The organism is Streptomyces sp. LaPpAH-108 (assembly GCF_000373625.1).
Classification (GTDB): domain Bacteria; phylum Actinomycetota; class Actinomycetes; order Streptomycetales; family Streptomycetaceae; genus Streptomyces.
This window is the reverse complement of record NZ_KB891988.1, coordinates 199,321-222,810: the sequence shown is the minus strand read 5'-3', so window position 1 is coordinate 222,810 and position 23,490 is coordinate 199,321. Positions and strand designations below refer to the sequence as shown.

The window sequence follows — 23,490 nt, the reverse complement described above, 5'->3', positions numbered from 1 at the left end:
CCTGAGCCCTGACCGGTCCGCCGTTAGGGTGCCGCACATGTTCTTCCGCTGGGACTGGCTCCGGCCCGTACTTACCGCGCCGATCGTGCCGACACTGGGCCCCGTCCATCCCGGTGCCCTGACCGTCGGCGTCTTCGAGGACACCCTACGGGCGGCCGTCACCGGGGGCTTCCTGCCGTACGACAAGGACAGGCGTTGGGGCGGCGAGAAGAACGAGATCGTCCTCCGCGGTGACGTGGTTCACCAACGCGAGCGCACCCTCGTCCCCACGGTGACCCGGCGTGGACGCGGCACCGTCAAGGTCTTCGCCTACGGGCACCACGGCAGTGTCGTGGACGAGGCCGCCGAACTGGCCGCGAAACTGGCCGCCCTGCACGACGTGGCCAACGCGAGGGTCGTCCGTCCGCTCGGCCCCGAGACCAGCGCCCCACGCGGTACGCATATCCAGCTCCAGGACTTCTCCGCCCGCTCGTGTCCCGACCCCGGTGGTCCGGTCCGCCCCGTCACCGACTGGCCCACCGCCGTGCGGGAAACCTTCGCCTCCTTCGCCGAGGCGATGGCCACCGACGGACTGGCTTTCCTCTACGCCCACATGCGGGACGCCCGCTGCGGACCGGTCCTCGCCGCCGCCGAAGGCGATCGCATCGTGGGCGCGATCGGCCCCATGGAAGTGCGCCCCGACGCGATCGGCCGTCCCCAACTCCTGCCTCAGTACTTCGCCGTCCTCCCCGAGGCCCGAGGACGGGGCCTGGGCCGCGCTCTGTGGCGGGCAGCGATGCACTGGGGCCAGACCCACGGAGCCGCCTACCAGCTCCTTCAGACCGAAGTCGGCGGCTCTTCCGACAGGCTGTGCCAGTCCGAAGGGCTGACGTCCCTCGGCTTCAGCCACACGACACAGGCGTAGCTCCCCGACGCAGGAAGACACCATGAGCGACAACGGTTGAGTCAGTAGCTCGATGCCGTATCGGACGCGTGAGGTGCCTCAAGGGGAGGCCGTTGCCATGCGGGATCGGGTCATTGAACTCGACAGGGTGCCTTGTGAGTGGGGCCGTCACGCTGCTGGCCCGGCTCGGGTATCGGGGTGTTCGGGTGCGGGAGGGCGTGACCGCTCGGGTGCCCGGTGCCGAGGAGTGTGACGCCTACCGGCTACGGCCGCGCCGGGACCAAGCCGTCCTCCACCAGGCCCGCCAACACCGCCTCGCTGAGGGTCTGGACCGCTGACAGGGGGCGGACCATGACGGTGAATTCCTTGATGCGGTCGTCGGGGGCGAAGTGGAGGAGGTCTATGCCGTGGATCTCGCGGCCGTTGACCTCGGCGCGGAAGAGGAGGACCGAGGAGGGGGTCGGGGTGGGGTCCGCATGCGCCTCCGCGGTGCCTGTGTGGTCGCCGATGTAGCGGAAGTTCTCGAAGGTGCGCAGGAGGACGCCGAAGAGGCCGAGGACCAGGGGCTTGCCCTCGAAGGGGGTGAACTTCACCGGGCTGTAGAAGCGGATGTCGTCGGTGAAGAGGTCGTCCAGGGCGGCGAGGTCGCCCTGCTCGACGGCGGTGCGGAAACGGTCGGCGGTGTTCACGGGCCCACTCCTTCATAGTCATGAATCTGAGTACTCATGGATATGAGTAGCATGGGCCAGGTCCCAGTGGACAGAGGTATGTCCAGTGGACAGAGGTATGTGAGGAGCCGCCCCCATGGCCCTACGGCACGCAGTGCTCGCCGCCCTCCTCGACGGCGAACTCAGCGGCTACCAGCTCGCCAAGGCGTTCGACGTCGGTGTGGCCAACTTCTGGTACGCCCAGCCCCAGCAGCTCTACGCCGAGCTGACCCGGCTGGAGCAGGCCGGACTCGTCGCGGGGCGGGAGGTCGTGCAGGAGGGGCGGCCCAACAAGCGGCTGTTCCACGTCACCGGTGCCGGGCTCGCGGAGCTGGAGGCGTTCGCGGGCGCCTCCGACAAGCCGTCCTTCATCCGGGACGACCTGCTCGTCAAGGTCCAGGCCGCCGACCACGTCGACACCGGCACCCTGATCACCAGGCTCCAAGAGCGCGCCGCCTTCGCCCAGGCCAAGATCGACCTCTTCGGCAAGCTGCTGCGGAACCTGCGGGGCGGCGAGAGCGAAGAGGACTTCCTGCTCAACGGCGAACGCATAGGGCCCTACCTCACCTGCCTCCGCGGCCTCGCCCACGAGGAGGGCAACCGGGACTGGTGCGAGCGTACGGTCGCCGTCCTGACCCAGCGGCAGAAAAGCCGAGAATAAGCACAGATCTACGCCACCGGCCCCACGTGCTCCCGCACCGCCCGCTCCGTCTCCCCCCGGTCCGTCCCGTCCGACGCCCACGCCACATACCCGTCCGGCCGCACCAGCAGCGTCGTACGGCGCCCACTGCGCCACTCCGCCGCCGTCAGGTTCGCCGGACGCGCCCCCTCGTACCGCCCCGGCGTGATCAGCACGAAGTGCCCGCCGCGCAGCGCCTCGTACAGCCGGGTGTTCTTCGCGAGGGCGATGTCCGGGGCGCGGCGGCCGGTGAGGGGGTGGGCGCCGCGCGGGGCCGGGTAGCGGTAGCCGAGGCCGGTGATCTGGGCGATCGCCTTGCGGCGCAGGGGCGCGACCCGGGACAGGAGGGGTGCGAGGGACTGGCGGGCCGCCTGGGACCAGGGGTGTTTCGCCATCCCCATCGCCAGCCGGACGATGCCCCCGCTGCTGCGCAGGACCGCGCGGCCGACGGGGTGGCGTTCGGACTGGTAGGTGTCCAGGAGCGCCGGGTCGGACCGGCCGTGCAGGACCGCCGCCAGCTTCCAGCTCAGGTTGGCCGCGTCCTGGAGCCCGGTGTTCATGCCCTGGCCGCCCGCCGGGGTGTGCACGTGCGCCGCGTCGCCCGCGAGGAACACCCGGCCCACCCGGTACGACGGCACCTGGCGCTCGTCGCTGTGGAAGCGGGACATCCAGCGGGCGTCGTGCATGCCGTAGTCGCGGCCCAGCGCCTGCCGGGTGATCTCCTTGATCTCCGCGAGGTCCACGGGCGCGTCGTCGGGCACGTCGTGCCGCCGGTCCCAGCCGATCACCCGGTAGTAGCCGTCGCCGAAGGGCGCGAGGAACGCGAAGGCGCCGTCGACGGCGTTGGCGGTGAGCACGGACGGCGGCTTCTCGGCGAGGAGGACGTCCGCGAGGATCACGGAACGGATCACCGAGTGCCCGGGGAAGGGCAGCCCGATCGCGCGTCGTACCGTGCTGCGCATCCCGTCGGTGCCCACCACGTACGCCGCCCGCAGCCGCTCCGTACGGCCGTCCGGGCGACTCGCCAGGACCGTGACGCCGTCCGGGTCCTGGGTCAGCCCGGTCACCTCGGTCTCGTACCGGAAGGCCGCGCCCGCCGCCACCGCGCGCCGCTCCAGGGCGCGTTCCACCTCGTACTGCGGGATGACCAGGACGTGGCGGTAGCGCGAGGGGAGGCCGGACAGGTCGATGCTCAGGCTGCCGAAGAAGCCGAGCCGGGTCAGCGGCTCCCCCACCGCCTCCAGTGCGTCGGCCAGGCCGCGCGCGTCGAGCTGTTCGAGGGTGCGGGCGTGCACGGCGAAGGCGCGGGAGAGGTTGCTGATCCGGTGCGGGCGCTTCTCCAGGACGGTGACCGGGACGCCGGCCTCCGCGAGGTCACCGGCGAGGAGCAGGCCGGTGGGGCCCGCGCCCACCACGACGACTCCGCGCGCCGCGTCGCCGTTCACGTCCGTGTCCATGGGGGCTGCCTCCTCGGAGCGCCGGGTGACGTGCCGGGTGCCCGTGCCGCGTACCGCCTACCGCGTACCGCGCCCGGCGGCATACGGCTGCCCGCCCCCGCGCCGCCGGAAACACCCGCCCGGACGCCCCGCCGGAAACACCGAGGGCGCCGCCCCCGCCCGTACACGCACGGGTGGAGCGGCGCCCTCGGAGAGCGGTTGCGGAGTCCGTCAGGCCTTGGCGGACGACTTGGACGAGGCGGCGCCCTTGGACTTGGACTTGGACTTGTCCAGCATGACGACCAGTCCGGCGATGACGACGAACAGGCCGATCGGGAGCAGCACGTAGAGGCCGACGGTGTCGATGACGCTCAGACCGGGGCCGGGGTCGTCACCGTCGTCGCGGGTGAGCGCGAGCGCGGGGGACGACATGAGCAGCATCATCAGCGTCGTGCCGGCCGCCAGAGCACCGGCGCGCAGGGCGTTCTTCTTGTCCACGGTCCCAAGTTAGCGAACGGCCCCCGGGCCCGCGCGCCCGGGGTGCCGTACTCACGCCCCCGGCGCCCCGAGACCCGCCCGCACCACCTCCAGCAGAGCCCGCAGCCGGGGCGAGGTCGTCAGGGTCTCCAGGGCGACCGGGGCGCCCGCCGCGTCGGAGACGGGCAGCCGCCAGTTGGGGTACTGGTCCCAGGTGCCCGGCACGTTCTGCGGGCGGCGGTCACCGATGCCGTCGGGGAGCCAGACGCCGATCAGCCTGGCCGGGGTGCGCAGCAGAAAGCGGTGGAAGCCCTCGATCTCGGCCGCCTCGTCGGTGCCGGGCGGCCCGGCGGCCGGGCTGTCGAGGAGGCCGAGGCTGCCGAGCAGGGCGAGCCATTCCGCCGTGTCCGCGACCGCCTCGGCGCGCTCGTCGGCGGCCGGGCGGGTCAGCAGCCCGAGCCGGTCGCGCAGGTCGACGTGCTCGCCGGTGAGCCGGGCGGCGGTGGGCGGCAGATCGTGGGTGGTGGCCGTGGCCAGGCAGTCCGCGCGCCACTGCTCCGGCGGCAGCGGACGCCCTTCGCCCTCCCAGTCCCGCTCGAACCACAGCACCGAGGTGCCGAGCACCCCGTGCCGCCGCAGCGTCTCGCGCACGCCCGGCTCGACCGTGCCCAGGTCCTCGCCGATCACCAGGGCCCCGGCGCGGGACGCCTCCAGGGCGAGGAGGGCGAGCATGGCGTCGGCGTCGTAGCGGACGTAGGTGCCCTCGGTGGGCGGGCTGCCCTCGGGCACCCACCACAGCCGGAACAGGCCCATCACATGGTCGATGCGGACCGCGCCCGCGTAGCGGAACAGGGCGCGCAGCAGGCGGCGGTACGGCGCGTGACCCGAGGCGGCCAGGCGGTCGGGGCGCCAGGGCGGCAGGCCCCAGTCCTGGCCGCGCGCGTTGAAGGCGTCGGGCGGGGCGCCGACCGACATCCCGGCGGCGAAGTGGTCCTGCTGCGCCCAGGCGTCGGCGCCCTGCGGATGCACGCCGACGGCCAGGTCGTGCACGATCCCGACGGGCATCCCGGCCTCCCGCGCGGCCCGCTGGGCGGCGCGCAGCTGCTGGTCGGTGAGCCAGGCGAGCCGGGTGTGGAACTCGACCCGGGGGGCCAGCTCCGCGCGGGCGCGCGCCGTCTCCTCCGAGCGCGGGTCGCGCAGCGCGGGCGGCCAGGAGCGCCAGTCGGGGCCGTGCCGCTCCGCCAGGGCGTACCAGGTCGCGTGGTCCTCCAGCGCCTGGCCCTCCTCGGCGCGGAAGGCGTCGTACGCCGTCTGCCGCCCCGGGCCCAGCGGCACTTGCGCGACCAGTTCCAGGGCCTCCCGCTTCAGCTCCCACACCGCATCGCGGTCGATCAGGGCGCCCTTGTCGAGCACGTCGGCGCGCAGCCGCTCGGCCCGCTCGCGCAGGGCGCCGAGGCGGCGGTGGTCGGCGTAGGCGTACTCGGGGACGGCCTCGGGGCGCAGATGCACCGGGTCGGGGAAACGGCGCGAGGAGGGGCGGTACGGCGAGGGGTCGGTCGGGGCGCCCGCCCCGGGTACGGCCGCGTGCAACGGGTTGACCTGCACGAACCCGGCCCCGGCCGCGCGTCCCGCCCAGGCGGCCAGCTCGGCGAGGTCACCGAGGTCGCCCATGCCCCAGGAGCGGTGGGACAGCACGGAGTAGAGCTGGGCGAGGAGGCCGTAGGAGCGGGTGGCGGGGACGGGCAGGCGCTCGGGGGCGACGATGAGATGGGCGTCGGCGGTGCGGCCGTCGGGGGCGGTCGCGGTCACGTGGTGGACGCCGGGGGGCAGACCGTCGACGTGGTCGCGCGTCTCGCCGTGCTCGGTGGTGACGTGGAGGCGGGTGCCGGGGGGAAGTGTTTCGAAGGGGTCGGGGTGGGGCGGGGCGAGGTCGTCCGGGGCGCCTGTCCGGGGGCCGGGCGGGGTCGACGGCTCGGCTGGGGTGCGGGGCGGCTGACCGGGGGTGGCTGAGAGCTGGCTCAGGGTGCCGGAGAGCTGGCCCGGAGTGCCGGGCGGCTGACCCGGAGTGCCGGGCGACTGCCCCGGAGTGCCGGGCGACTGCCCCGGAGTGCCGGGCGACTGCCCCGGAGTGCCGGGCGACTGCCCCGGAGTGCCGGGCGACTGCCCCGGAGTGCCGGGCGACTGCCCCGGAGTGCCGGGCGACTGCCCCGGGGTGCCGGAGAGCCGGCTCAGGGTGCCGGGCAGCTCCTCGGAGGTGCCCGGCCGCTCGCTCGGCGTGTCCCGCCGCTCCTCGGGGGTGTCCGCGCGCTCGGCCGGCGCGCTCGTCCAGCGGACCACCGTCTGCGGCAGCAGCCGTTCCCGCAGCTCGCGCTCCCGCGCGTCCAGCGCGGCGCGGACCGCGTCGGGGCCCGCCGCGTCCACCCCGAGGGCGGCCAGCGCGGCGACGACGGCGGTGGCGGGCACCGGGACCGTGCGGTCCGGGGAGGGGCTGTAGGAGGTGGCGACCCCGTGCAGCCCGGCGAGGCGGGACAGCTCCGCGTCCTCCTGCGCCGCGCTCATCTACAGCCCCGGGCAGGGGGAGACCGGCATCGGGTCGGACTCGCTGCTCAGCGGGGCGGCGTCGGCGAGCGGCGGCTCACTGGTCAGCGGCTCGGCGTCGGGCAGCGGCGGTTCGCTGGTGAGCGGCGGCTCGACGCAGGGGCCCTCCGCGCTGAACACGCCGAAGTCGCTCTCCTCCGGTCCGAACGAGGGCCCCGGCACGGGTTTGGACTGGGCCGGGAGCGACAGGCGGGCGAGTGCGGCCACGGGGGCCTCCTAGGGGGTAGGCGGGACTACGGCTCTTCTGGCGCCTTGTGCAGCCCTACCCCGTGGACGGGACGGCAGACGTGCGGAAACCCTTCCGGCCGGTCACTCGTCCGTGCGGGCGGCGAGAGCGGGCGGGAAAGCGGGCGGTGGGACCGGACAGGGAGACCGGACAGTGAGATCACTATTCACTCAGTACATGTAGCGCGTATATAGTGATCACATGAGCACCCGTCACATCCTTCTGGGGCTGCTCGCGACAGGGCCGAGCCATGGCTACGACCTCAAGCGACGCCACGACGAACGCTTCCCCCAGGCCCGCCCGCTCGCCTACGGGCAGGTCTACACGACCCTGCAACGCCTGGTCCGCGACGACCTCGCGGAGGTCAGCGGCACCGACGCGGACAACGGCCCCGAGCGGACCCTGTACCGCACGACGGCCGCCGGGACGGACGAACTGGCCCGGTGGGCCGGGGAGATCGCCCCGCCGGCGCCGTACGTGACGAACGAGATCTTCGCGAAGGTCGTCGTGTCGATCCTCTCCGGCGGCGACCCGGCGGCCTACCTGCGGGCCCAGAGGACCGCGCACATGGAACGCATGCGGGAGCTCACGGCCGTCAAGACCGGCGCCCACGCCGACCTGGCGACCGTGCTCTCCGCCGACTACGCCCTCACCCACCTGGATGCCGACCTCCGCTGGATGAACACCACGGCGGCCCGGCTCACCCCCCTGATCACGGAGGTCGACCGCGCATGACCCAGCCACTGCTGCGAGCCCGGAGGCTCGTCAAGACACACGGCACCACACCGGCACTGCGCGGCGCGTCGGTGGACCTGCACACGGGCGAGATCCTGGCCGTCACCGGGGCCAGCGGCAGCGGGAAGTCGACGCTGCTGCACTGCCTGGCGGGCATCCTCACGCCGGACGAGGGCAGCGTGGAGTACGCCGGTGAACTGCTCGAAAAGCTCCCGGAGCCGCGGCTCAGCGAACTGCGGCGCACCGACTTCGGGGTGGTGTTCCAGTTCGGGCAGCTGATCCCCGAGCTGACCGCCGCCGACAACGTGGCACTGCCGCTGATGCTCGCGGGCGCCTCCCGCACGGCCGCGCGGGAACATGCGGGCCAGTGGCTGGAGCGGTTCGGCGTCCGGGGGCAGGAGGAGTCGCGGCCCGGCGAGCTGAGCGGCGGCCAGGCCCAGCGGGTCGCACTCGCGCGGGCCCTGGTCACCGGCCCGAAGGCGGTCTTCGCCGACGAGCCGACCGGCGCGCTCGACTCGCTCGCCGGGGAGCAGGTGATGACCGCGCTGGTCCACGCGGCCCGCGAGTCCGGCACGGCGGTGCTGCTCATCACGCACGACGCCCGGGTGGCGGCGTACGCGGACCGGGAGGTGTCCCTGCGGGACGGCATCGTGCTCGACGCGGACGGCGCACCTGTCGCCCTCTCGTCCGAGGCGCCGGAGGTGTCCCGGTGAGCACCGATCTGCGGCTCGCGCTGCTGCTGCTCGACGGCTCCGACCGGCGGGAGTGGTGGCGGGTGGGACTGACGGCGCTGGGCGCGGCACTGGCGACCGGTTTCGGGACGGCGGCGGTCGCGATCGCCTCGGTCCGGGGGATGTACCACGTGCAGGTGGGGGCCGGTCTGCTCAACGACGCCGGCACCCGCTCGGGGGTGATCGTCGCGCTGCTGCTCCTGCTCGTCCCGGTGCTGGGCTTCCTCGGTCAGTGCGCGCGTCTGGGCGCCGTGCACCGCGACCGGCGGCTGGCCGGGCTGCGCCTTGCCGGCGCCTCCGCCGCGCGGATCCGGCGCATCGCCGCGCTGGAGGCGGGGATCTCCTGTCTGGTGGGGGCGCTGGCCGCCACCGCCGTCTCGATGGTGGTCCTGCTGCGCGCGTGGCAGCATCCGCCCGCGCTCGCGTGGGCGGGCTGGGCGCTGGTCCTCGTGGCGGCTCCGGCGCTGGGCACGCTGGTGAGCGTGACGGCGCTGCGCCACGTGGCCGCCGCACCGCTGGGCCGGGTGCGCCGGGTGCGGCCGAGCCGGGGCAGGCGCCCGGGCGTGGCCCTGCTGGGGGCAGCCCTGCTGCTCGTGGTCGCGGGGGCGCTGCTGTCCTCGGGCCGTACGGGCGGCTTCGTCGCCGACGTCACCGCCCCGCTGATCGTGCTCGCCGCCGTGATCGTCGTCGGACTGGGCGCCGTGTGGCTGACCGGTGCCACCGCCCGGTTCCTGGGCGCCCGGCTCGCGTCCCGTACGGAGAACCCGGCGACGCTGATCGCGGCGGAGCGGCTGCGCGACGACCCGTGGGCAGCCGCGCGCACCCACGCGGCCGTCCTGCTGGTCACGGTCGTGGGCACCGGATTCCTCGGCGTCCGGCAGGCGCTGTACGCCGCCCTGGGGTCGTCCGGCCCGCAGGGTCGCCCCGCGGAGAACATGCCGTACTACACGACGGGGATCGGTCTGACCGGCGCGGCGATCCTCGTCGCCCTGGTGATCACTCTGGGCGGTCTCGCCGTGGGGGCCGCCGAGTCCGTCGCCACCCGGCGCCGCGGACTGGCCGCCCAGGTCGCCGCCGGGGTGCCCCGGCCGGTCCTCGAACGGGCCCTGCTCCTGGAGACCGCCCTGCCGCTCGCCCCCGCGATCGCGCTGGCCGGTGTCGGGGGCACGGTGCTCGGCGCCGGGTACGCGCTGCTCGTCGGTCACTCCGTGTCGCTGCTGCCGCTGCTGTCCGTGCCCGTGCTCGTCTACGCCGCGTGCCTGCTGGCGGCGGCCACCTCGCTGCCGCTGCTGCGCCGCTCGGCGCACACGGCGGAGCTGCGCGCCACGTGACGCGGGGGTGCGGGGCCGTACCCGGGGGACGGCCCCGCACCGCGAGCGCTGTGCGCGACAGTACGAAGACCCGGACCCTCAGGCGGAAATGCCGTCGATCCGGGCCAGGGCGTCGTCCGCGCCGTAGGGCTGCAAGTACGGGAGCCAGCGGGGGTCTCTGTGGCCGGTGCCGATGATGCGCCAGGCCAGGCCGGTGGGCGGGGCGGGTTTGTGGCGCAGGCGCCAGCCGAGTTCGACGAGGTGGCGGTCGGCTTTGACGTGGTTGCAGCGGCGGCAGGAGGCCACCACGTTGTCCCAGACGTGCTTGCCCCCGCGCGAGCGCGGGATGACGTGGTCGACGCTGGTTGCGACGCCACCGCAGTACATGCACCGGCCGCCGTCCCGGGCGAACAGGGCCCGCCGGGTCAGGGGAACGGGGCCCCGGTAGGGCACCCGGACGAATCGCTTGAGCCGGACCACGCTGGGTGCGGGGACTGTGACGGTCGCGCTGTGCAGGAAGGCGCCGGATTCCTCGAGGGAGACGGCCTTGTTCTCCAGGACGAGGACGAGCGCGCGGCGGAGCGGTACGACACCGAGCGGCTCGTACGACGCGTTGAGGACCAGGACATGCGGCACGGGTGCCTCCTTGGGCGTCGGCGGCGCGTGGCTCGCGCCGGGACGATCTGGAGCCAGTCTCCCCTCATGGCTGGCGGAAGCGCCACCATGTGCCGGTAACGGGCCGGGAGTGTTTTCGACCACACCCGAGGGCCCCCGGACGATCATGGCTGGTTAAGGCGCAGGTGGGAGGGGGTGCTCCTGCGCGAAACGGCGGAGGCGCGCACAATGCCCCGTTAGTGTGGTGGTTCTGTCCACCCGGTGACCTTTTCGTGATCTTGCCGATCCGGCCGGGCCGGACCGCGCAGCACCATGGAGGTACCAGCCGTGTCCTTGCCCGTCGCCCTACTGGCCGCCGGAGCGTCCCCGTCTCCCTCGCCCTCGGGCTCGGACCCGGCCGTCCCCTCACTCCAGGACGCCCAGCAGAGCGCGACCAACGCCGCGAGCTGGGTGGAGCAGAACTGGTCGACCTGGCTCGCGATGGGCCTGCAGATCGTGCTGATCATCGTCATCGCCGTGGCGCTGCGCGCGGTCGTCCGGCGGGCGATCACCAAGCTGATCGAGCGGATGAACCGCACCGTCCAGGCCGTGGACCACACCGCGCTCGGCGGCCTCCTGGTCAACAACGAGCGCCGCCGCCAGCGCTCCGCCGCCATCGGCTCGGTGCTGCGCTCGGTCGCCAGCTTCGTGATCCTCGGCACCGCCGCCCTGATGGTGCTCTCCACCTTCAAGATCAACCTCGCCCCGCTGCTGGCCTCGGCCGGTGTCGCGGGCGTCGCGATCGGTTTCGGCGCCCGCAACCTGGTCACCGACTTCCTCTCCGGCGTCTTCATGATCCTGGAGGACCAGTACGGCGTCGGCGACACGATCGACGCGGGCGTGGCCGTCGGCGAGGTCGTCGAGGTCGGCCTGCGCGTGACCAAGCTGCGCGGCGCCAACGGCGAGATCTGGTACGTCCGCAACGGCGAGGTCAAGCGCATCGGCAACCTCTCCCAGGGCTGGGCCACGGCCAACGTGGACGTCACCGTCCGCGCCGACGAGGACCTGGACAAGGTCAAGTCCGTGCTGGACGAGGTCGCCGAGAAGATGGCCAAGGAAGAGCCCTGGAACGAGCTGCTGTGGAGCCCGATCGAGGTCCTCGGCCTGGACAGCGTGCTGATCGACTCCATGGTGATCCGGGTCTCCGCCAAGACCATGCCGGGCAAGTCGGTCAGCGTGGAGCGCGAGCTGCGCTGGCGGATCAAGCGGGCCTTCGACAGGGCGAGCATCCCGATCGTGGGCGGTGCGACGGCCCTGGAGGACGCCGAGGAGGCCCCCGCCCCCGACCCGTCCGCCACGATGGCCGCCCCCTCGGCCTACGCGAGCCCCACCTCCCCGCAGTCCCTGGCGACCACCCCGATCGTCACCCCGAAGCCGAGCACGTCGAAGTAACCCCGAGCACCGCAGCGCGCCCCCGGTCCCGTCCGACCGGGGGCGCGCTGCGTTGACGGCCCCACGCGCCACGGCCTACGTTCGCGCCGATCACCCCCGGCAACGGCAACGCGAGGGAGTCGCCCGTGAAGCTCACCGTGGTCGGCGGAGGCTCGACCTACACCCCCGAACTCGCCGACGGCCTCGCGCGGCTGCGCGACACCCTGCCCGTCGAGGAGCTGGTGCTGGTCGACCCCGCCCCGGAGCGCTTGGAGCCGGTGGCGGCCGTCTCCCGCCGCATCCTCGCCCGCTACGGCCACCCGGCCAAGATCACCGCCACCGCGGACCTGGAGGCGGGGGCCGAGGGCGCCGACGCCGTCCTGCTCCAGCTGCGCGTCGGCGGCCAGGCCGCCCGCAACGAGGACGAGACCTGGCCGCTGGAGTGCGGCTGCGTCGGCCAGGAGACGACCGGCGCGGGCGGCCTCGCCAAGGCGCTGCGTACGGTCCCGGTGGTGCTGGACATCGCGGAGCGGGTACGCCGGGTCAGCCCCGGCGCCTGGATCGTGGACTTCACCAACCCGGTCGGCATCGTCACCCGCGCCCTGCTCAAGGCGGGCCACCGCGCGGTCGGCCTGTGCAACGTGGCCATCGGCCTCCAGCGCACGTTCGCCGCCCTGCTCGGCACCGCGCCCGGCGAGGTCCACCTCGACCACGTGGGCCTGAACCACCTCACCTGGGAGACCGCCGTACGCCTCGGCGGCCCCGAGGGCCCCGACGTCCTCCCCCGCCTGCTGGCCGGGCACGGCGACACCCTCGCCGCCGACCTCCGGCTCCCCCGCGCCCTGCTCGACCGCCTGGGCGTCGTCCCGTCGTACTACCTGCGCTACTACTACGCGCACGACGAGGTCGTGGACGAGCTGCGCGCCAAGCCCTCGCGGGCCGCCGAGGTCGCCGCCATGGAGCGCGAGCTGCTGACGATGTACGCCGATCCGGCGCTGGACGAGAAGCCCGCGCTGCTCGCGAAGCGGGGCGGGGCCTACTACTCCGAGGCGGCGGTGGACCTCACGGCCGCCCTGCTCACCGGTGGCGGCAGCCCGTACCAGGTGGTCAACACCATGAACGCGGGCACGCTGCCCTTCCTCCCCGCGGACGCGGTGATCGAGGTCCCGGCGGCGGTGGGCGCGAAGGGGGCGGTGCCGCTGCCGGTGGGGGAGGTCGATCCGCTGTTCGCGGGGCTGATGGCGAGTGTGACGGCGTACGAGGACCTGGCCCTGGAGGCGGCCCTGCGCGGCGGCCGGGAGCGGGTGTTCCGGGCCCTGCTGGCGCACCCGCTGGTCGGCCAGTACGCGTACGCCGACTCCCTCACCGACCTGCTCCTCGCCCACAACCGGGAGCATCTGCCGTGGGCGTGACCGGGACCGCGCTCGCCGTGGACGCGGGCAACAGCAAGACCGACGTGGCCGTGCTCACGGCGGAGGGCGAGGTGCTGGCGACCGCGCGCGGCGGCGGCTTCCGTCCACCGGCCGTGGGTCTGGAGCGGGCGCTGGACGCCCTGGCCGAACCGGTCGGACGCGCACTGGCGAAGGCGGGCCTCAAGACCGTCTCCCACGTCTCGGCCTGCCTAGCCAACGCCGATCTCCCGGTGGAGGAGGCCGAGTTGGCGACCGCGCTGCGCACCCGCGCCTGGGGTTCCTCGGTCACCGTGCGCAACGACACCTTCGCCGTCCTGCGCGCCGGGGTGGCCGAGCCCCGGGGCGTGGCGGTGGTGTGCGGGGCGGGCATCAACTGCGTGGGGATGCGCCCCGACGGCCGCACCGCCCGCTTCCCGGCCCTCGGGCGGCTCTCCGGCGACTGGGGCGGCGGCTGGGGCCTGGCGGAGGAGGCGCTGTGGCACGCGGCCCGCGCCGAGGACGGCCGGGGCGGCCCGACCGAGCTGTCCCGCACGCTCCCGGCGCACTTCGGCCTGGACTCGATGGACGCCCTGATCGCGGCCCTGCACCTGGGCCACCTGCCGTCGGACCGGCGGTACGAGCTGACGCCGGTCCTCTTCGGGACGGCCGCCCGGGGTGACACGGTGGCCCGCTCGCTGGTCGAGCGGCTGGCCGAGGAGGTCGCGGTGATGGCCACGGTGGCCCTGACCCGCCTGGACCTGCTCGGCGAGCCCACGCCGGTCGTGCTCGGCGGCAGCGTGCTGACGGCCGGTCACGCCGTACTGGACGACGCCGTACGCGACCACCTCGGCTCCCGGGCCCCGCAGGCCGATCCGCGCCCGATCCGCGCCGCCCCGGTCCTGGGCGCGGCCCTTCTCGCCCTGGATCACCTGCACGCGCCCCCGCGATCAGGGGAACGCGCCCGCTCGTACTGGGAGTCGGACCACGCCTGACCCGAACCCCGTTGCCGACCAGTCCTGTTCACCGGCTCACCGGGAACCGATCAGGATTGACGCGGCGTGTTTCTGGACAGGTCGTGTTCCTGGACGGGTGGTGACATGCCGTCGTCCGGGCGAGATGCGGTGAAGGCTGGTGCGGAAGGCGGTGCGGGCGGTGATACTGGGCGGCGAACGATGACCATGGGGGAGGTCGGGTGACACAACCGCCGAGGAGCAGCGCGCCGCCGACGGCAGGTTCCGCCCTGCCCGCGCCCCCCGCCGCCGTGCCCGCACAGCCCGGCGCGCTCCCGCAGCCCGCCGTACCGGCCCAGGTCAGCCGACCCGCCGTCCCCGCCCAACCCCCCGCCCGCCGTACCGCGTTCGCCGAGGGCGCCGAGCGGCTGCGGGCCGCCGCGACCACCGAGCCAGGGCGGCTGCGGGTCATCGGGGCCGTACTCGCGCTGCTGGTCGTGGCGTTCGGCGCGGTCACCGCGTGGCAGAGCGGCGAACGCGCCGCCGCCGCCGACGACGTGCTGCACGGCAGCCAGCCGCTCAGCTCCGGGGCCGCCTCGATCTACCGCTCGCTGGCGGACGCCAACACCACGGTCTCCAGCGGGTTTCTGGCGGGCGGCCAGGAGACGCCCGAGACCCGGGACCGGTACGAGAAGGACATCAGCCGGGCCGCCGCCGGGCTCGTCACGGCCGCCGCCAAGTCCGAGCCCGGCTCCCCCGCCACGAAGAGCATCGCCAAGCTCAACCGGCTGCTGCCCGAGTACAAGGGCCTGATCGAGCGCGCCCGGGTCTACAACCGGCAGGGCTATCCGGTGGGCGGCGCCTATCTGCGGTACGCCAACGAGAAGATGCAGCGGGAGATGCTGCCGGCCGCCGAGGACCTGTACACCAAGGAGAACCAGCGGCTTGCCGCCGACTACGGCGACGCGACCCCGTACCCGTGGGCGGCCATCGCGCTCGGGGTCGTCGCGCTCGGCGCGCTCGGGTGGGCGCAGCACCGCGAGTACCGGCGCACCAACCGCGTCCTGAGCCACGGCCTGGTCGCGGCCAGCGCCGCCACCACGGTGGTGCTGCTGTGGCTGCTGGTCGGCCACACGGTCGCCCGTGCCGGTCTGCACGCCTCCGACGAGCACGGCGTCCGCTCCCTGAACGTCCTGCACAGCGCCCAGATCGCCGCCCTGAAGGCGCGCGGCAACGAGAACCTGGGCCTGGTGGCGCGGGGTGCCGAGACGATCACGGTCGACGGCGACGTGCGCGACGCGTACTACTACGCCTTCGACCAGGAGCTGGCCGAGCTGGGCGGCAGCCTGAAGCGGGCGGGCTCCCTGGCCGACGACTCCACGGGCGCGCGGCCGGTCACGGCGGCGACGCGGAACATGGCGGAGTGGAAGAAGCGGCACAGCGCCGCCCACCACGAGGACGACAGCGGCAACTACCAGCAGGCGCTGGACATGGTGATCGGCGCCAAGGGCACCACCGGCGAGTGCTTCGACGGCGTGGACGAGAACCTGAACCGCGCGATCGGCCACGAGCAGGCGGAGTTCGAGCGGTCGGCCGGTGACGGCCGCGACGCGATGACCGGGCTGCCCGCGGGCGCCGCCGCCCTCGGGGTGCTCGGCGCGGCCGGTGCGGTCCTCGGCATCGGGCGCAGGCTTTCGGAGTACAGGTGACAGGGGGCCGGAGCATGGACGCGGCAGGAGGACGCACCCGGCTGCGCGGCTGGGGCGGGGTCGGTGCGATGGCGGTGCTGTGCGCGCTCGCGCTCGCCTTCGTGCTGCTCCTCCCGCGCACCCAGGCGCACCCGGAGCCCGGCCCGGTGACGTCCGTGGGCCCGGTGACCGAGGGCAGCCAGGCGCGCGCCGCGCAGTGCGAGGACGCGAAGGCGCAGGACCGGTCGCTGCCGCCGTCGGGCGCGAGCGGGCGGACGATCGACGCGATCAAGGCCCGTCCGGGCACCCGCAAGCTGGTCGTCGGCGTGGACCAGAACAGCTACCGCTGGGGCTACCGCAATCCGAACAACCCGGGCGCGGAGCTGGAGGGCTTCGACATCGACCTGGTGCACCGGATCGCCGAGGACATCGTGGGCGACCCGGACGCCGTGCAGTTCAAGGCGATTCCCACCAGTCAGCGCATCGAGGCGCTCCAGAAGGGCTGGGTGGACATGGTGGTGCGCACGATGACCATCAGCTGCGAGCGGCTGAAGGACGTCGCGTTCTCCGCCCCCTACTTCCGCACCGGGCAGCAGGTGCTGGCGCCCAAGTCCTCGCCGGTGAAGGGGTATCAGGACCTCGCGGGCCGACGGGTGTGCACGGCGGCGGGCTCGACCGCGCGCAAGAAGCTGGAGCTGGACGTGAAGTCCGGGGCGGTCAAGGCGGTCGTCACCGAGGCCGTCCCCAACCAGCTCGACTGCCTGGTCCGGCTGCAGCTCGGCGAGGCGGACGCGGTGATCACCGACGGCGCGCTCGCCGCGAGCCAGGCCGCCCAGGACCCCACGCTCGAACTCAAGGGCCCGGCCTTCACGACCGAGTACTACGGCGTGGCCATGAAGAAGGACGCCGACGACCTGGTGGGCCGGGTCAACCGCGTGCTGGCGGACTACCGTTCCGACGGCTGGCAGACGTCGTACGACAAGTGGCTGTCGGCGACACTGGGCAAGGACGCGAAGCCGTACCGGCCGCCCGTGCCGGAGTACCGGGGTGAGAGCTGAGCGGACCGGGCAGGACGAGACAGCGCCGACTTGGACAGCAGCGAGAGGTGATCGATGGGCGTCACGGACCCCGCCGGGCCGGTGATGGACCGGGACGAGGTGGACCGTGCGCTGGCGCGGCTCGGCCAGGAGCACGAGGCGATAGAGACCTCGCTGCTCGCGCTCCAGGACCACGCGGGCCGCAGACTCCTGGAGGGCGCCGAGCTGACCGGTGTCACCAAGGAGCGCTGGGCCGCCGCGGAGGAGGCCATCACCGTGCTGTGGGCCTGCTTCGACGCGTACGCGGCCACGCTGCGCCGGGCCCGCGAGATCCGCTCCCGGCGCCGCTGGTCCAGCCGTGAGGACCTGGCGGAGCTGACCGGGCTGCTGCGCGGGGAGTCGGTCACCCTGGCGGGTCCTGCGCTCCCGGCGGGCAGCGGCAGGCTCAGCGAGAGCTACACGCTGACCGCGCTGGTCGACCGGATGAACGACCTGTACGCCTCTTCCCTGGACGTGGTGGTCGCCGCCGACGCCGTGTGGTCGGCGCTGCCCGCCCGGATAGATCTCCTCGCCGCCGAACTCCACCGCACACGCTCGCTCGCCCACTCCGTCGGGGTGCGCCCCGGTGAACACCCGGCCGGGGACGACCTGGAGGGCATCACGGCCACGCTGACCGCGCTGCGCGCCCGGGTGATCAGCGACCCGCTCGCCTACTGGACGCCCGCGCAGGGCAGTTCGGCACCAGGTGGGGGCCGTCCGGACACCACGGTGTACGACCGGGAGGCACGCGCCCTGGAGGACGTACGCCGGGAGATCGACGCGGTATTGACGGTGCGTCAGGACGCCGAGGAGCGGCTGCTCCGGCTGCGGGACGTGCTGTCGCGGGCCGACCGCACGCTGGCCGAGGCGCGCACCGCGCGCGGTGAGGTCCTGGCGAAGATCGCGGCGACCGAGGTGCCCGTGGTGAGCGGCCCGCCGACCGTGCTCCAGGAGCAGCTGGCGACGGCCGCGGAGCACCGCAGGCACGCCCGCTGGCACCGGCTCTCCCCGCTGCTGGACTCCCTTGAGCGGCGGGCGGAGGACGAACTGCTGCGCGCCCGCGAGTCGTTGACGGCGGTGACCGCGCCGCTCGCGGTCCGCGCCGAGCTGCGCGGCCGACTGGACGCCTACCGGGCCAAGGTCGCCCGGCACGGCCTGGCCGAGGACCCGCTGCTGATCGAGCGGTACGACGCGGCCCGCCGCATGCTGTGGAGCGCGCCCTGCGATCTGCGCGTGGCCGAGCAGGCGGTGCTGCGCTACCAGCACGCGGCGGCCGACCTGCTCAACGCGCCGAAGGTGCCGGAGCACGGGCCCGCCGACGCGAAGGGGGACGAGGGGTGAGCGAGGAACGGCACGCCTGCCAGCGCCCGGACTGCGCGGGCATGTACGAGGACATGGGCGGCGGGGGGCTGTACTGCGACACCTGCGGTCTGGCGCCCGTGGTCGCCCCGGTACCGGCTTCACCGGCGCCTTCCGCGGTGACTCACGTCGCGGCCCCGGACTCCACCGGCCCTGCGGAGAGCGGCAGTTCGCGCAGTTCCCGCACCTCCTCGCAGTCCTCGCGCTCGCGCCGCTCGGTGTCCGGGCGGCTCTCGCGCGCCGACTCGGGCCGTACGGCCGGGCGTTCGGTGTCGGTGCGCAGCTCGGGCGCGTCCTCGGGGCCTTCGGGGCGCGGACGCCTCGGCGCCGGACTGGTCGCGGTGCCGCAGGTGCCCCGGCCCGATCCGCGCGCGATGGTGCTGGAGAACCCGCAGGTGCCCGAGCGCAAGCGGTACTGCTCCCGCTCGGACTGCGGGGCGCCGGTCGGCCGGGCGCGCGGGGAGCGTCCGGGCCGCACGGAAGGTTTCTGCACCAAGTGCGGGCACCCGTACTCCTTCGTGCCGAAGCTGCGCGCCGGGGACATCGTGCACGGGCAGTACGAGGTGGCGGGCTGTCTCGCGCACGGCGGGCTCGGCTGGATCTACCTCGCCGTCGACCGGGCCGTCTCCGACCGCTGGGTGGTACTCAAGGGCCTCCTCGACACCGGCGACCAGGACGCGATGGAGGCGGCGATCTCCGAGCGCCGGTTCCTCGCGGAGATCGAGCACGCGGGCATCGTGCGGATCTACAACTTCGTCGAGCACCTGGACCAGCGCACCGGCTCCCTGGACGGCTACATCGTCATGGAGTACGTCGGCGGCAAGTCGCTGAAGGAAATCGCCAACGCCCGCCGCACCCCCGAGGGCCGCCGCGACCCGCTCCCGGTGGAACAGGCGTGCGCGTACGGCATCGAGGCGTTGGAGGCGCTCGGCCATCTGCACAGCCGCAATCTGCTCTACTGCGACTTCAAGGTCGACAACGCCATCCAGACCGAGGACCAGCTCAAGCTGATCGACATGGGCGCGGTGCGCCGGACCGACGACGAGGAGTCCGCGATCTACGGCACGGTGGGCTACCAGGCCCCCGAGGTCGCGGACGTGGGCCCCTCCCCCGCGAGCGACCTGTACACGGTGGGCCGTACGCTCGCCGTCCTCACCTTCGACTTCCAGGGCTACACGACCGTCTACGCCGACTCGCTGCCCGACCCGGACACCATCGAGGTGTTCCGGCGCTACGAGTCCTTCTACCGGCTCCTGGTCCGCGCGACCGACCCCGACCCGGCCCGCCGGTTCGCCTCCGCGCAGGAGATGGCCGAGCAGCTGACCGGGGTGCTGCGCGAGGTGGTCTCGCTGCAGACCGGGCAGCCCCGGCCCGCGCTCTCGACCCTGTTCGGGCCCGAAGTGCGGGTCACGGACACCGAGTTGTTCCCGGTGCTGGACGGCGAGGTGTCCCGGCTCGGCACGCGCGGCACGGGCCGTACGCTCTCGGCGCCGCTCCCTGCTCTGGTCAGGCAGGTGGACACGGCGTCCGCCGCGCTCGCGCTGGCCGTCCCGCTGGTCGACCCGAACGACCCGGACGCCGGGTTCCTCGCGGGCCTGACCGCCACCGCCCCCGCCGAACTCCTCTCCGCCCTGGACGCGGCCCCCGCGCAGACCGTGGAGACCCGGCTGCGGCGGGTCCGGGCCCGGCTCGAACTCGGCGATTCCGAGGCGGCGTTGATGACGCTGGCCCAGCTGGAGGCGGAGCGGCCCGACGACTGGCGGGTGGTCTGGTACCGGGGCGTGACGGCCCTGGCCACCGGTGACCTCGCCCACGCCGCGCTCGCCTTCGACGCGGTCTACGACGCCTTTCCCGGCGAGCCCGCGCCCAAGCTGGCGCTCGGCCTGTGCGCGGAGGTGCTGGGTCAGCTGGACAACGCCGCCGAGTACTACCGGCTGGTGTGGGCGACCGACCCGGGCTTCGTCAGCGCCGCGTTCGGACTCGCCCGGGTGCGGCTCGCGGCCGGGGACCGGACCGGGGCGGTGGCCACGCTTGAGTCGGTGCCGGAGTCGTCCATCCACTACACCGCCGCCCGGGTCGCGGCCGTGCGGGCCCGGCTCAGACAGCGCACGGCGAGCCCGGGTGACGTACCGTTCCTGGACGATCTGACCGCCTCGGCGGGCCAGATCGAGGCGCTGGACGCGTACGGCCTGGACCCGGCGCGGCGCGAGCGGTTGTCGGCGGAAGTCCTCGGCTGCGCGCTGGACTGGATACTCTCCCAGGGCCGGGGCACCGGCTCGCCCGCCTGGGGCGGACGGGTGCTGCTCGGCAGCGGTCTGGACGAGCGGGGTCTCCGGTTCGGCCTGGAACGCGCGTACCGCACGCTGGCCCGGCTGGCGCCCGGCGGCGAGGAGAGGATCGAACTGGTGGAACGGGCCAACCGTTACCGCCCCCGGACGTGGGTGTAGGCGAATGTCACAGATGCCCCAGCAGGCCGCACTGCCGAAGTGCCCGAGCTGCGCGGAGCCGCTCGAACCCGGCGACCTCTTCTGCGGTGCCTGCGGTTACGACCTCTCCCAGGTGCCCGCGCCACCCCGGGACCAGCCGACGCTCGCCATGGCGGGCGGGGCCGACGTGGACTGGCCCGACCCCGAGCCCCCGGGCCCGGACAGCGCCGAGCCACGGACGCACCGCGCCACCGACGTGCCCGGCACCGACTCCGGGGGCGCGCCGCTGCCCGGGCCCGAGGCCGCCTCGTCGGGCGTACGCCTGGACCGGCCCAGCGAGCCGGAGGAGTACGCGCTCCAGGCGCCGGACCCACGCGCGGAGCCCGCGGCGGTCTGCGTGGCCTGCCGGGCGGGCCGGGTGGACGGCGACGGCTACTGCGAGAACTGCGGCCACGCCCAGCCCCGCGAACGCGACCACATGGAGCGCGAGTCGGGCCCGCTGGCCGCCGTCAGCGACCGGGGCCTGCGCCACCACCGCAACGAGGACGCCTTCGCCGTCGCGCACACCGCGCTGCCCGACGGCGCGCCCGCCTCGGTCGCCGTCGTCTGCGACGGCGTCTCCTCCGCGACCCGCCCGGACGAGGCGTCCATGGCCGCCTCCCGCGCGGCCGGTGACAGCCTGCTGGCGGCCCTGCCGCGCGGCACGCATCCGCAGCAGGCCATGCACGAGGCGATCGTCGCCGCCGCGCAGGCCGTGGACGCGCTCGCCGGTGAGCCCGACGAGGCCCGCGAGCACACCCCGCACCAGAACGCCCCGGCCTGCACCATCGTCGCCTCGGTCGTCACCTCGGGGCTGCTCGTGGTCGGCTGGGTCGGCGACAGCCGCGCCTACTGGGTGCCCGACGACCGCTCCGCCGCCCCGGCCCGCCTCACCGAGGACGACTCCTGGGCGGCGCAGATGGTCGCGGCCGGGCTGATGAACGAGGCCGAGGCGTACGCCGACGAGCGCGCCCACGCGATCACCGGCTGGCTCGGCGCCGACGCCTACGAACTGGAGCCGCACACCGCGTCGTTCAAGCCCGACCGGGCCGGTGTGGTGCTGGTCTGCACCGACGGCCTGTGGAACTACGCCGAGACGGCCGAGGAACTGGCCCGCATCGTGCCCGGGGACGCGGCGGAGCGTCCGCTGCACGCCGCGCGGGTGCTGGTCGGCCACGCGCTGGACGGCGGGGGCCACGACAACGTAACAGTGGCCGTCGTGCCGTTCCCCGCGCCCGCTCCGGGGGCAGGATCGGCCTGAGGCCGTTCGCGCGCGGGGACCACCGCGCGCCGTGGGGCGGCCGTGTACGGGGAAGCAGCCGCGAGACCGGAGGGGACCGGGATCGCGGCCCACGCACCGCCCCGCCTCGGCGGGGTGCTTCTTGGGGGATGTGAAGCAGCATGGCCAATTTCGCGAAACCCGCGGGTCCGACGTTCTCGGTGGAGGTCTACCAGAACGAGTACCTGCCGGAGGACGGCCGCGAGGTCCACGCCGTCGTCACGGTGACGGCGACGGGCGGCGGTGCCGTGCTCCGGGGGACGGGGCCCTCGGCCGCCGTCGCGCTCATGGTGGACTGCTCCGGCTCGATGGACTATCCGCCGGTCAAGATGCGCAACGCCCGCGACGCCACGGCCGCCGCCCTGGACGCCCTGCGCGACGGCACTCACTTCGCGGTGATCGACGGCACGCACGTCGCCCGCGAGGTCTACCCCGGCGGCGGGCGGCTCGCGGTGGCCGACGCCACCACCCGCGAGCAGGCCAAGCGGGCGCTGCGCCGTCTCTCGGCGGGCGGCGGTACGGCCATCGGCACCTGGCTGCGCCTGGCCGACCGGCTGCTCGCCTCGGCGGACGTGGAGATCCGGCACGGCATCCTGCTCACCGACGGGCGCAACGAGCACGAGTCGCCCGAGGCGCTGCGCGCCACCCTGGACGCGTGCGCCGGACGGTTCACCTGTGACGCCCGCGGGGTGGGCACCGACTGGGAAGTGAAAGAAGTCACAGCCATCGCCTCGGCCCTGCTCGGCACCGCCGACATCGTGGCCGATCCGGCCCGTCTGACCGACGACTTCACCGCGATGATGGAGACGGCGATGGGCAAGGAGGTCGCCGACGTCGCCCTGCGGGTGTGGACCCCGGCGGGCGCCGTCGTCTCGTACCTCAAGCAAGTCGCGCCGTCGGTGGAGGAGTTGACCGACCGGCGCACCGAGGCGGGCCCGCGCGCCGGGGACTATCCGACCGGCTCGTGGGGCGACGAGTCCCGCGACTACCACCTGTGCGTGACGGTCCCGGCGGCCGGACTCGGCCAGGAGATGCTGGCCGCGCGAGTGTCTTTGGTGGTCCCCCAACCCGACGGGGTGGCGCAGAACCTGGGCGCTCAGGGGCTCGTACGGGCCGTGTGGACCGACGACTTGACCGCCTCCACCGCCATCAACCCCCAAGTCGCCCACTACACGGGTCAAGCCGAACTGGCGCAGGCCATCCAGCAGGGGATAGACCTCCGCAAAGCGGGCGATATGGACGGAGCAACGGCCAAACTGGGGCGCGCGGTTCAGCTCGCGAGGGTGTCGGGGAACGCGGATACTGCGAAACTGCTTGCGAAGGTGGTGGACGTGGTGGACGCCTCGACAGGTACTGTGCGGTTGAAAGCGAAGGTCACCGAGGCCGACGAGATGACACTCGAGACGCGGTCCACCAAGACCGTCCGCGTGAAGAAGTGACCCTGCAGAAACAAGTGCCTCAGGAGAAGGGGTAGC

20 protein-coding genes are annotated in these 23,490 nt (G+C 74.0%); 14 read left to right on the top strand and 6 right to left on the bottom strand.

Annotated features, from left to right (window positions below; translation table 11 throughout):
* Positions 1-37: 37 nt before the first annotated feature.
* Positions 38-904, top strand: coding sequence for a GNAT family N-acetyltransferase (locus B079_RS0107090; protein ID WP_018545085.1), 867 nt, complete (start codon positions 38-40; stop codon positions 902-904).
* 242 nt (positions 905-1,146) lie between these two features.
* Here the strand turns inward: B079_RS0107090 and B079_RS0107085 are convergent, their stop codons facing one another.
* The gene (locus tag B079_RS0107085) at positions 1,147-1,572 is read right to left on the bottom strand and encodes a nuclear transport factor 2 family protein (RefSeq protein ID WP_018545084.1); all 426 of its coding nucleotides are present in this window, start codon (positions 1,570-1,572) and stop codon (positions 1,147-1,149) included.
* Positions 1,573-1,687: 115 nt separating this feature from the next.
* On the opposite strand from B079_RS0107085, the gene B079_RS0107080 reads away from it, so the two are divergent.
* Complete coding sequence (locus B079_RS0107080; protein WP_026248437.1) at positions 1,688-2,251, top strand: PadR family transcriptional regulator; 564 nt, start codon at positions 1,688-1,690, stop codon at positions 2,249-2,251.
* Between the two features lie 8 nt (positions 2,252-2,259).
* Here B079_RS0107080 and B079_RS0107075 read toward each other — a convergent pair whose 3' ends face one another.
* The 4 genes from B079_RS0107075 to B079_RS0107060 all read right to left on the bottom strand — a co-directional run bounded on the left by B079_RS0107075 (position 2,260) and on the right by B079_RS0107060 (position 6,987).
* Positions 2,260-3,726 (bottom strand): FAD-dependent monooxygenase, encoded by a 1,467-nt coding sequence (locus B079_RS0107075; protein WP_018545082.1) that lies wholly within the window; start codon positions 3,724-3,726, stop codon positions 2,260-2,262.
* A gap of 210 nt (positions 3,727-3,936) precedes the next feature.
* Positions 3,937-4,203: a hypothetical protein gene (locus B079_RS0107070; protein ID WP_018545081.1), complete on the bottom strand. Its 267-nt coding sequence runs from the start codon at positions 4,201-4,203 to the stop codon at positions 3,937-3,939.
* A 51-nt stretch (positions 4,204-4,254) separates the two neighbouring features.
* Positions 4,255-6,741, bottom strand: a complete 2,487-nt coding sequence (gene malQ, locus B079_RS31480) for a 4-alpha-glucanotransferase (protein WP_018545080.1) — start codon at positions 6,739-6,741, stop codon at positions 4,255-4,257.
* Positions 6,742-6,987, bottom strand: a complete 246-nt coding sequence (locus B079_RS0107060; RefSeq protein WP_018545079.1) for a hypothetical protein — start codon at positions 6,985-6,987, stop codon at positions 6,742-6,744.
* Between the two features lie 220 nt (positions 6,988-7,207).
* On the opposite strand from B079_RS0107060, the gene B079_RS0107055 reads away from it, so the two are divergent.
* The 3 genes from B079_RS0107055 to B079_RS0107045 are packed head-to-tail and all read left to right on the top strand — an operon-like array spanning position 7,208 to position 9,803.
* Entirely contained in the window at positions 7,208-7,741 is a 534-nt protein-coding gene (locus tag B079_RS0107055; protein ID WP_018545078.1) for a PadR family transcriptional regulator, read from the top strand.
* Positions 7,738-8,454, top strand: coding sequence for an ABC transporter ATP-binding protein (locus B079_RS0107050; protein ID WP_018545077.1), 717 nt, complete (start codon positions 7,738-7,740; stop codon positions 8,452-8,454). Before B079_RS0107055 ends, B079_RS0107050 begins: the two co-directional genes overlap by 4 nt.
* Positions 8,451-9,803 (top strand): hypothetical protein, encoded by a 1,353-nt coding sequence (locus tag B079_RS0107045; RefSeq protein WP_018545076.1) that lies wholly within the window; start codon positions 8,451-8,453, stop codon positions 9,801-9,803. Before B079_RS0107050 ends, B079_RS0107045 begins: the two co-directional genes overlap by 4 nt.
* Positions 9,804-9,881: 78 nt before the next feature.
* Here the strand turns inward: B079_RS0107045 and B079_RS0107040 are convergent, their stop codons facing one another.
* Positions 9,882-10,418, bottom strand: a complete 537-nt coding sequence (locus tag B079_RS0107040) for an HNH endonuclease (RefSeq protein ID WP_018545075.1) — start codon at positions 10,416-10,418, stop codon at positions 9,882-9,884.
* Positions 10,419-10,709: 291 nt separating this feature from the next.
* Between B079_RS0107040 and B079_RS0107035 the strand changes: the two genes are divergently transcribed.
* From B079_RS0107035 to B079_RS0106995, 9 genes are all read left to right on the top strand, one after another.
* Positions 10,710-11,828: a mechanosensitive ion channel family protein gene (locus B079_RS0107035; RefSeq protein ID WP_037801307.1), complete on the top strand. Its 1,119-nt coding sequence runs from the start codon at positions 10,710-10,712 to the stop codon at positions 11,826-11,828.
* 125 nt (positions 11,829-11,953) lie between these two features.
* Positions 11,954-13,219 (top strand): 6-phospho-beta-glucosidase, encoded by a 1,266-nt coding sequence (locus tag B079_RS0107030; RefSeq protein WP_018545073.1) that lies wholly within the window; start codon positions 11,954-11,956, stop codon positions 13,217-13,219.
* Positions 13,210-14,190: an N-acetylglucosamine kinase gene (locus B079_RS0107025; RefSeq protein WP_018545072.1), complete on the top strand. Its 981-nt coding sequence runs from the start codon at positions 13,210-13,212 to the stop codon at positions 14,188-14,190. Before B079_RS0107030 ends, B079_RS0107025 begins: the two co-directional genes overlap by 10 nt.
* Positions 14,191-14,390: 200 nt before the next feature.
* A complete protein-coding gene (locus tag B079_RS0107020) occupies positions 14,391-15,857 on the top strand; it encodes a hypothetical protein (RefSeq protein WP_026248436.1) in 1,467 nt (488 codons plus the stop codon).
* Positions 15,858-15,871: 14 nt separating this feature from the next.
* A complete protein-coding gene (locus B079_RS0107015) occupies positions 15,872-16,894 on the top strand; it encodes a glutamate ABC transporter substrate-binding protein (protein ID WP_018545070.1) in 1,023 nt (340 codons plus the stop codon).
* A gap of 54 nt (positions 16,895-16,948) precedes the next feature.
* Positions 16,949-18,253 carry a hypothetical protein gene (locus B079_RS0107010; protein ID WP_018545069.1) on the top strand — a complete coding sequence of 435 codons (1,305 nt, stop codon included), beginning with the start codon at positions 16,949-16,951 and terminating at the stop codon, positions 18,251-18,253.
* 41 nt (positions 18,254-18,294) lie between these two features.
* A complete protein-coding gene (locus tag B079_RS0107005; RefSeq protein WP_078495907.1) occupies positions 18,295-20,718 on the top strand; it encodes a tetratricopeptide repeat protein in 2,424 nt (807 codons plus the stop codon).
* Positions 20,719-20,722: 4 nt separating this feature from the next.
* Positions 20,723-21,997 (top strand): PP2C family serine/threonine-protein phosphatase, encoded by a 1,275-nt coding sequence (locus B079_RS0107000; RefSeq protein WP_026248434.1) that lies wholly within the window; start codon positions 20,723-20,725, stop codon positions 21,995-21,997.
* A gap of 140 nt (positions 21,998-22,137) precedes the next feature.
* A complete protein-coding gene (locus B079_RS0106995; protein WP_018545065.1) occupies positions 22,138-23,454 on the top strand; it encodes a vWA domain-containing protein in 1,317 nt (438 codons plus the stop codon).
* Positions 23,455-23,490 lie beyond the last annotated feature (36 nt).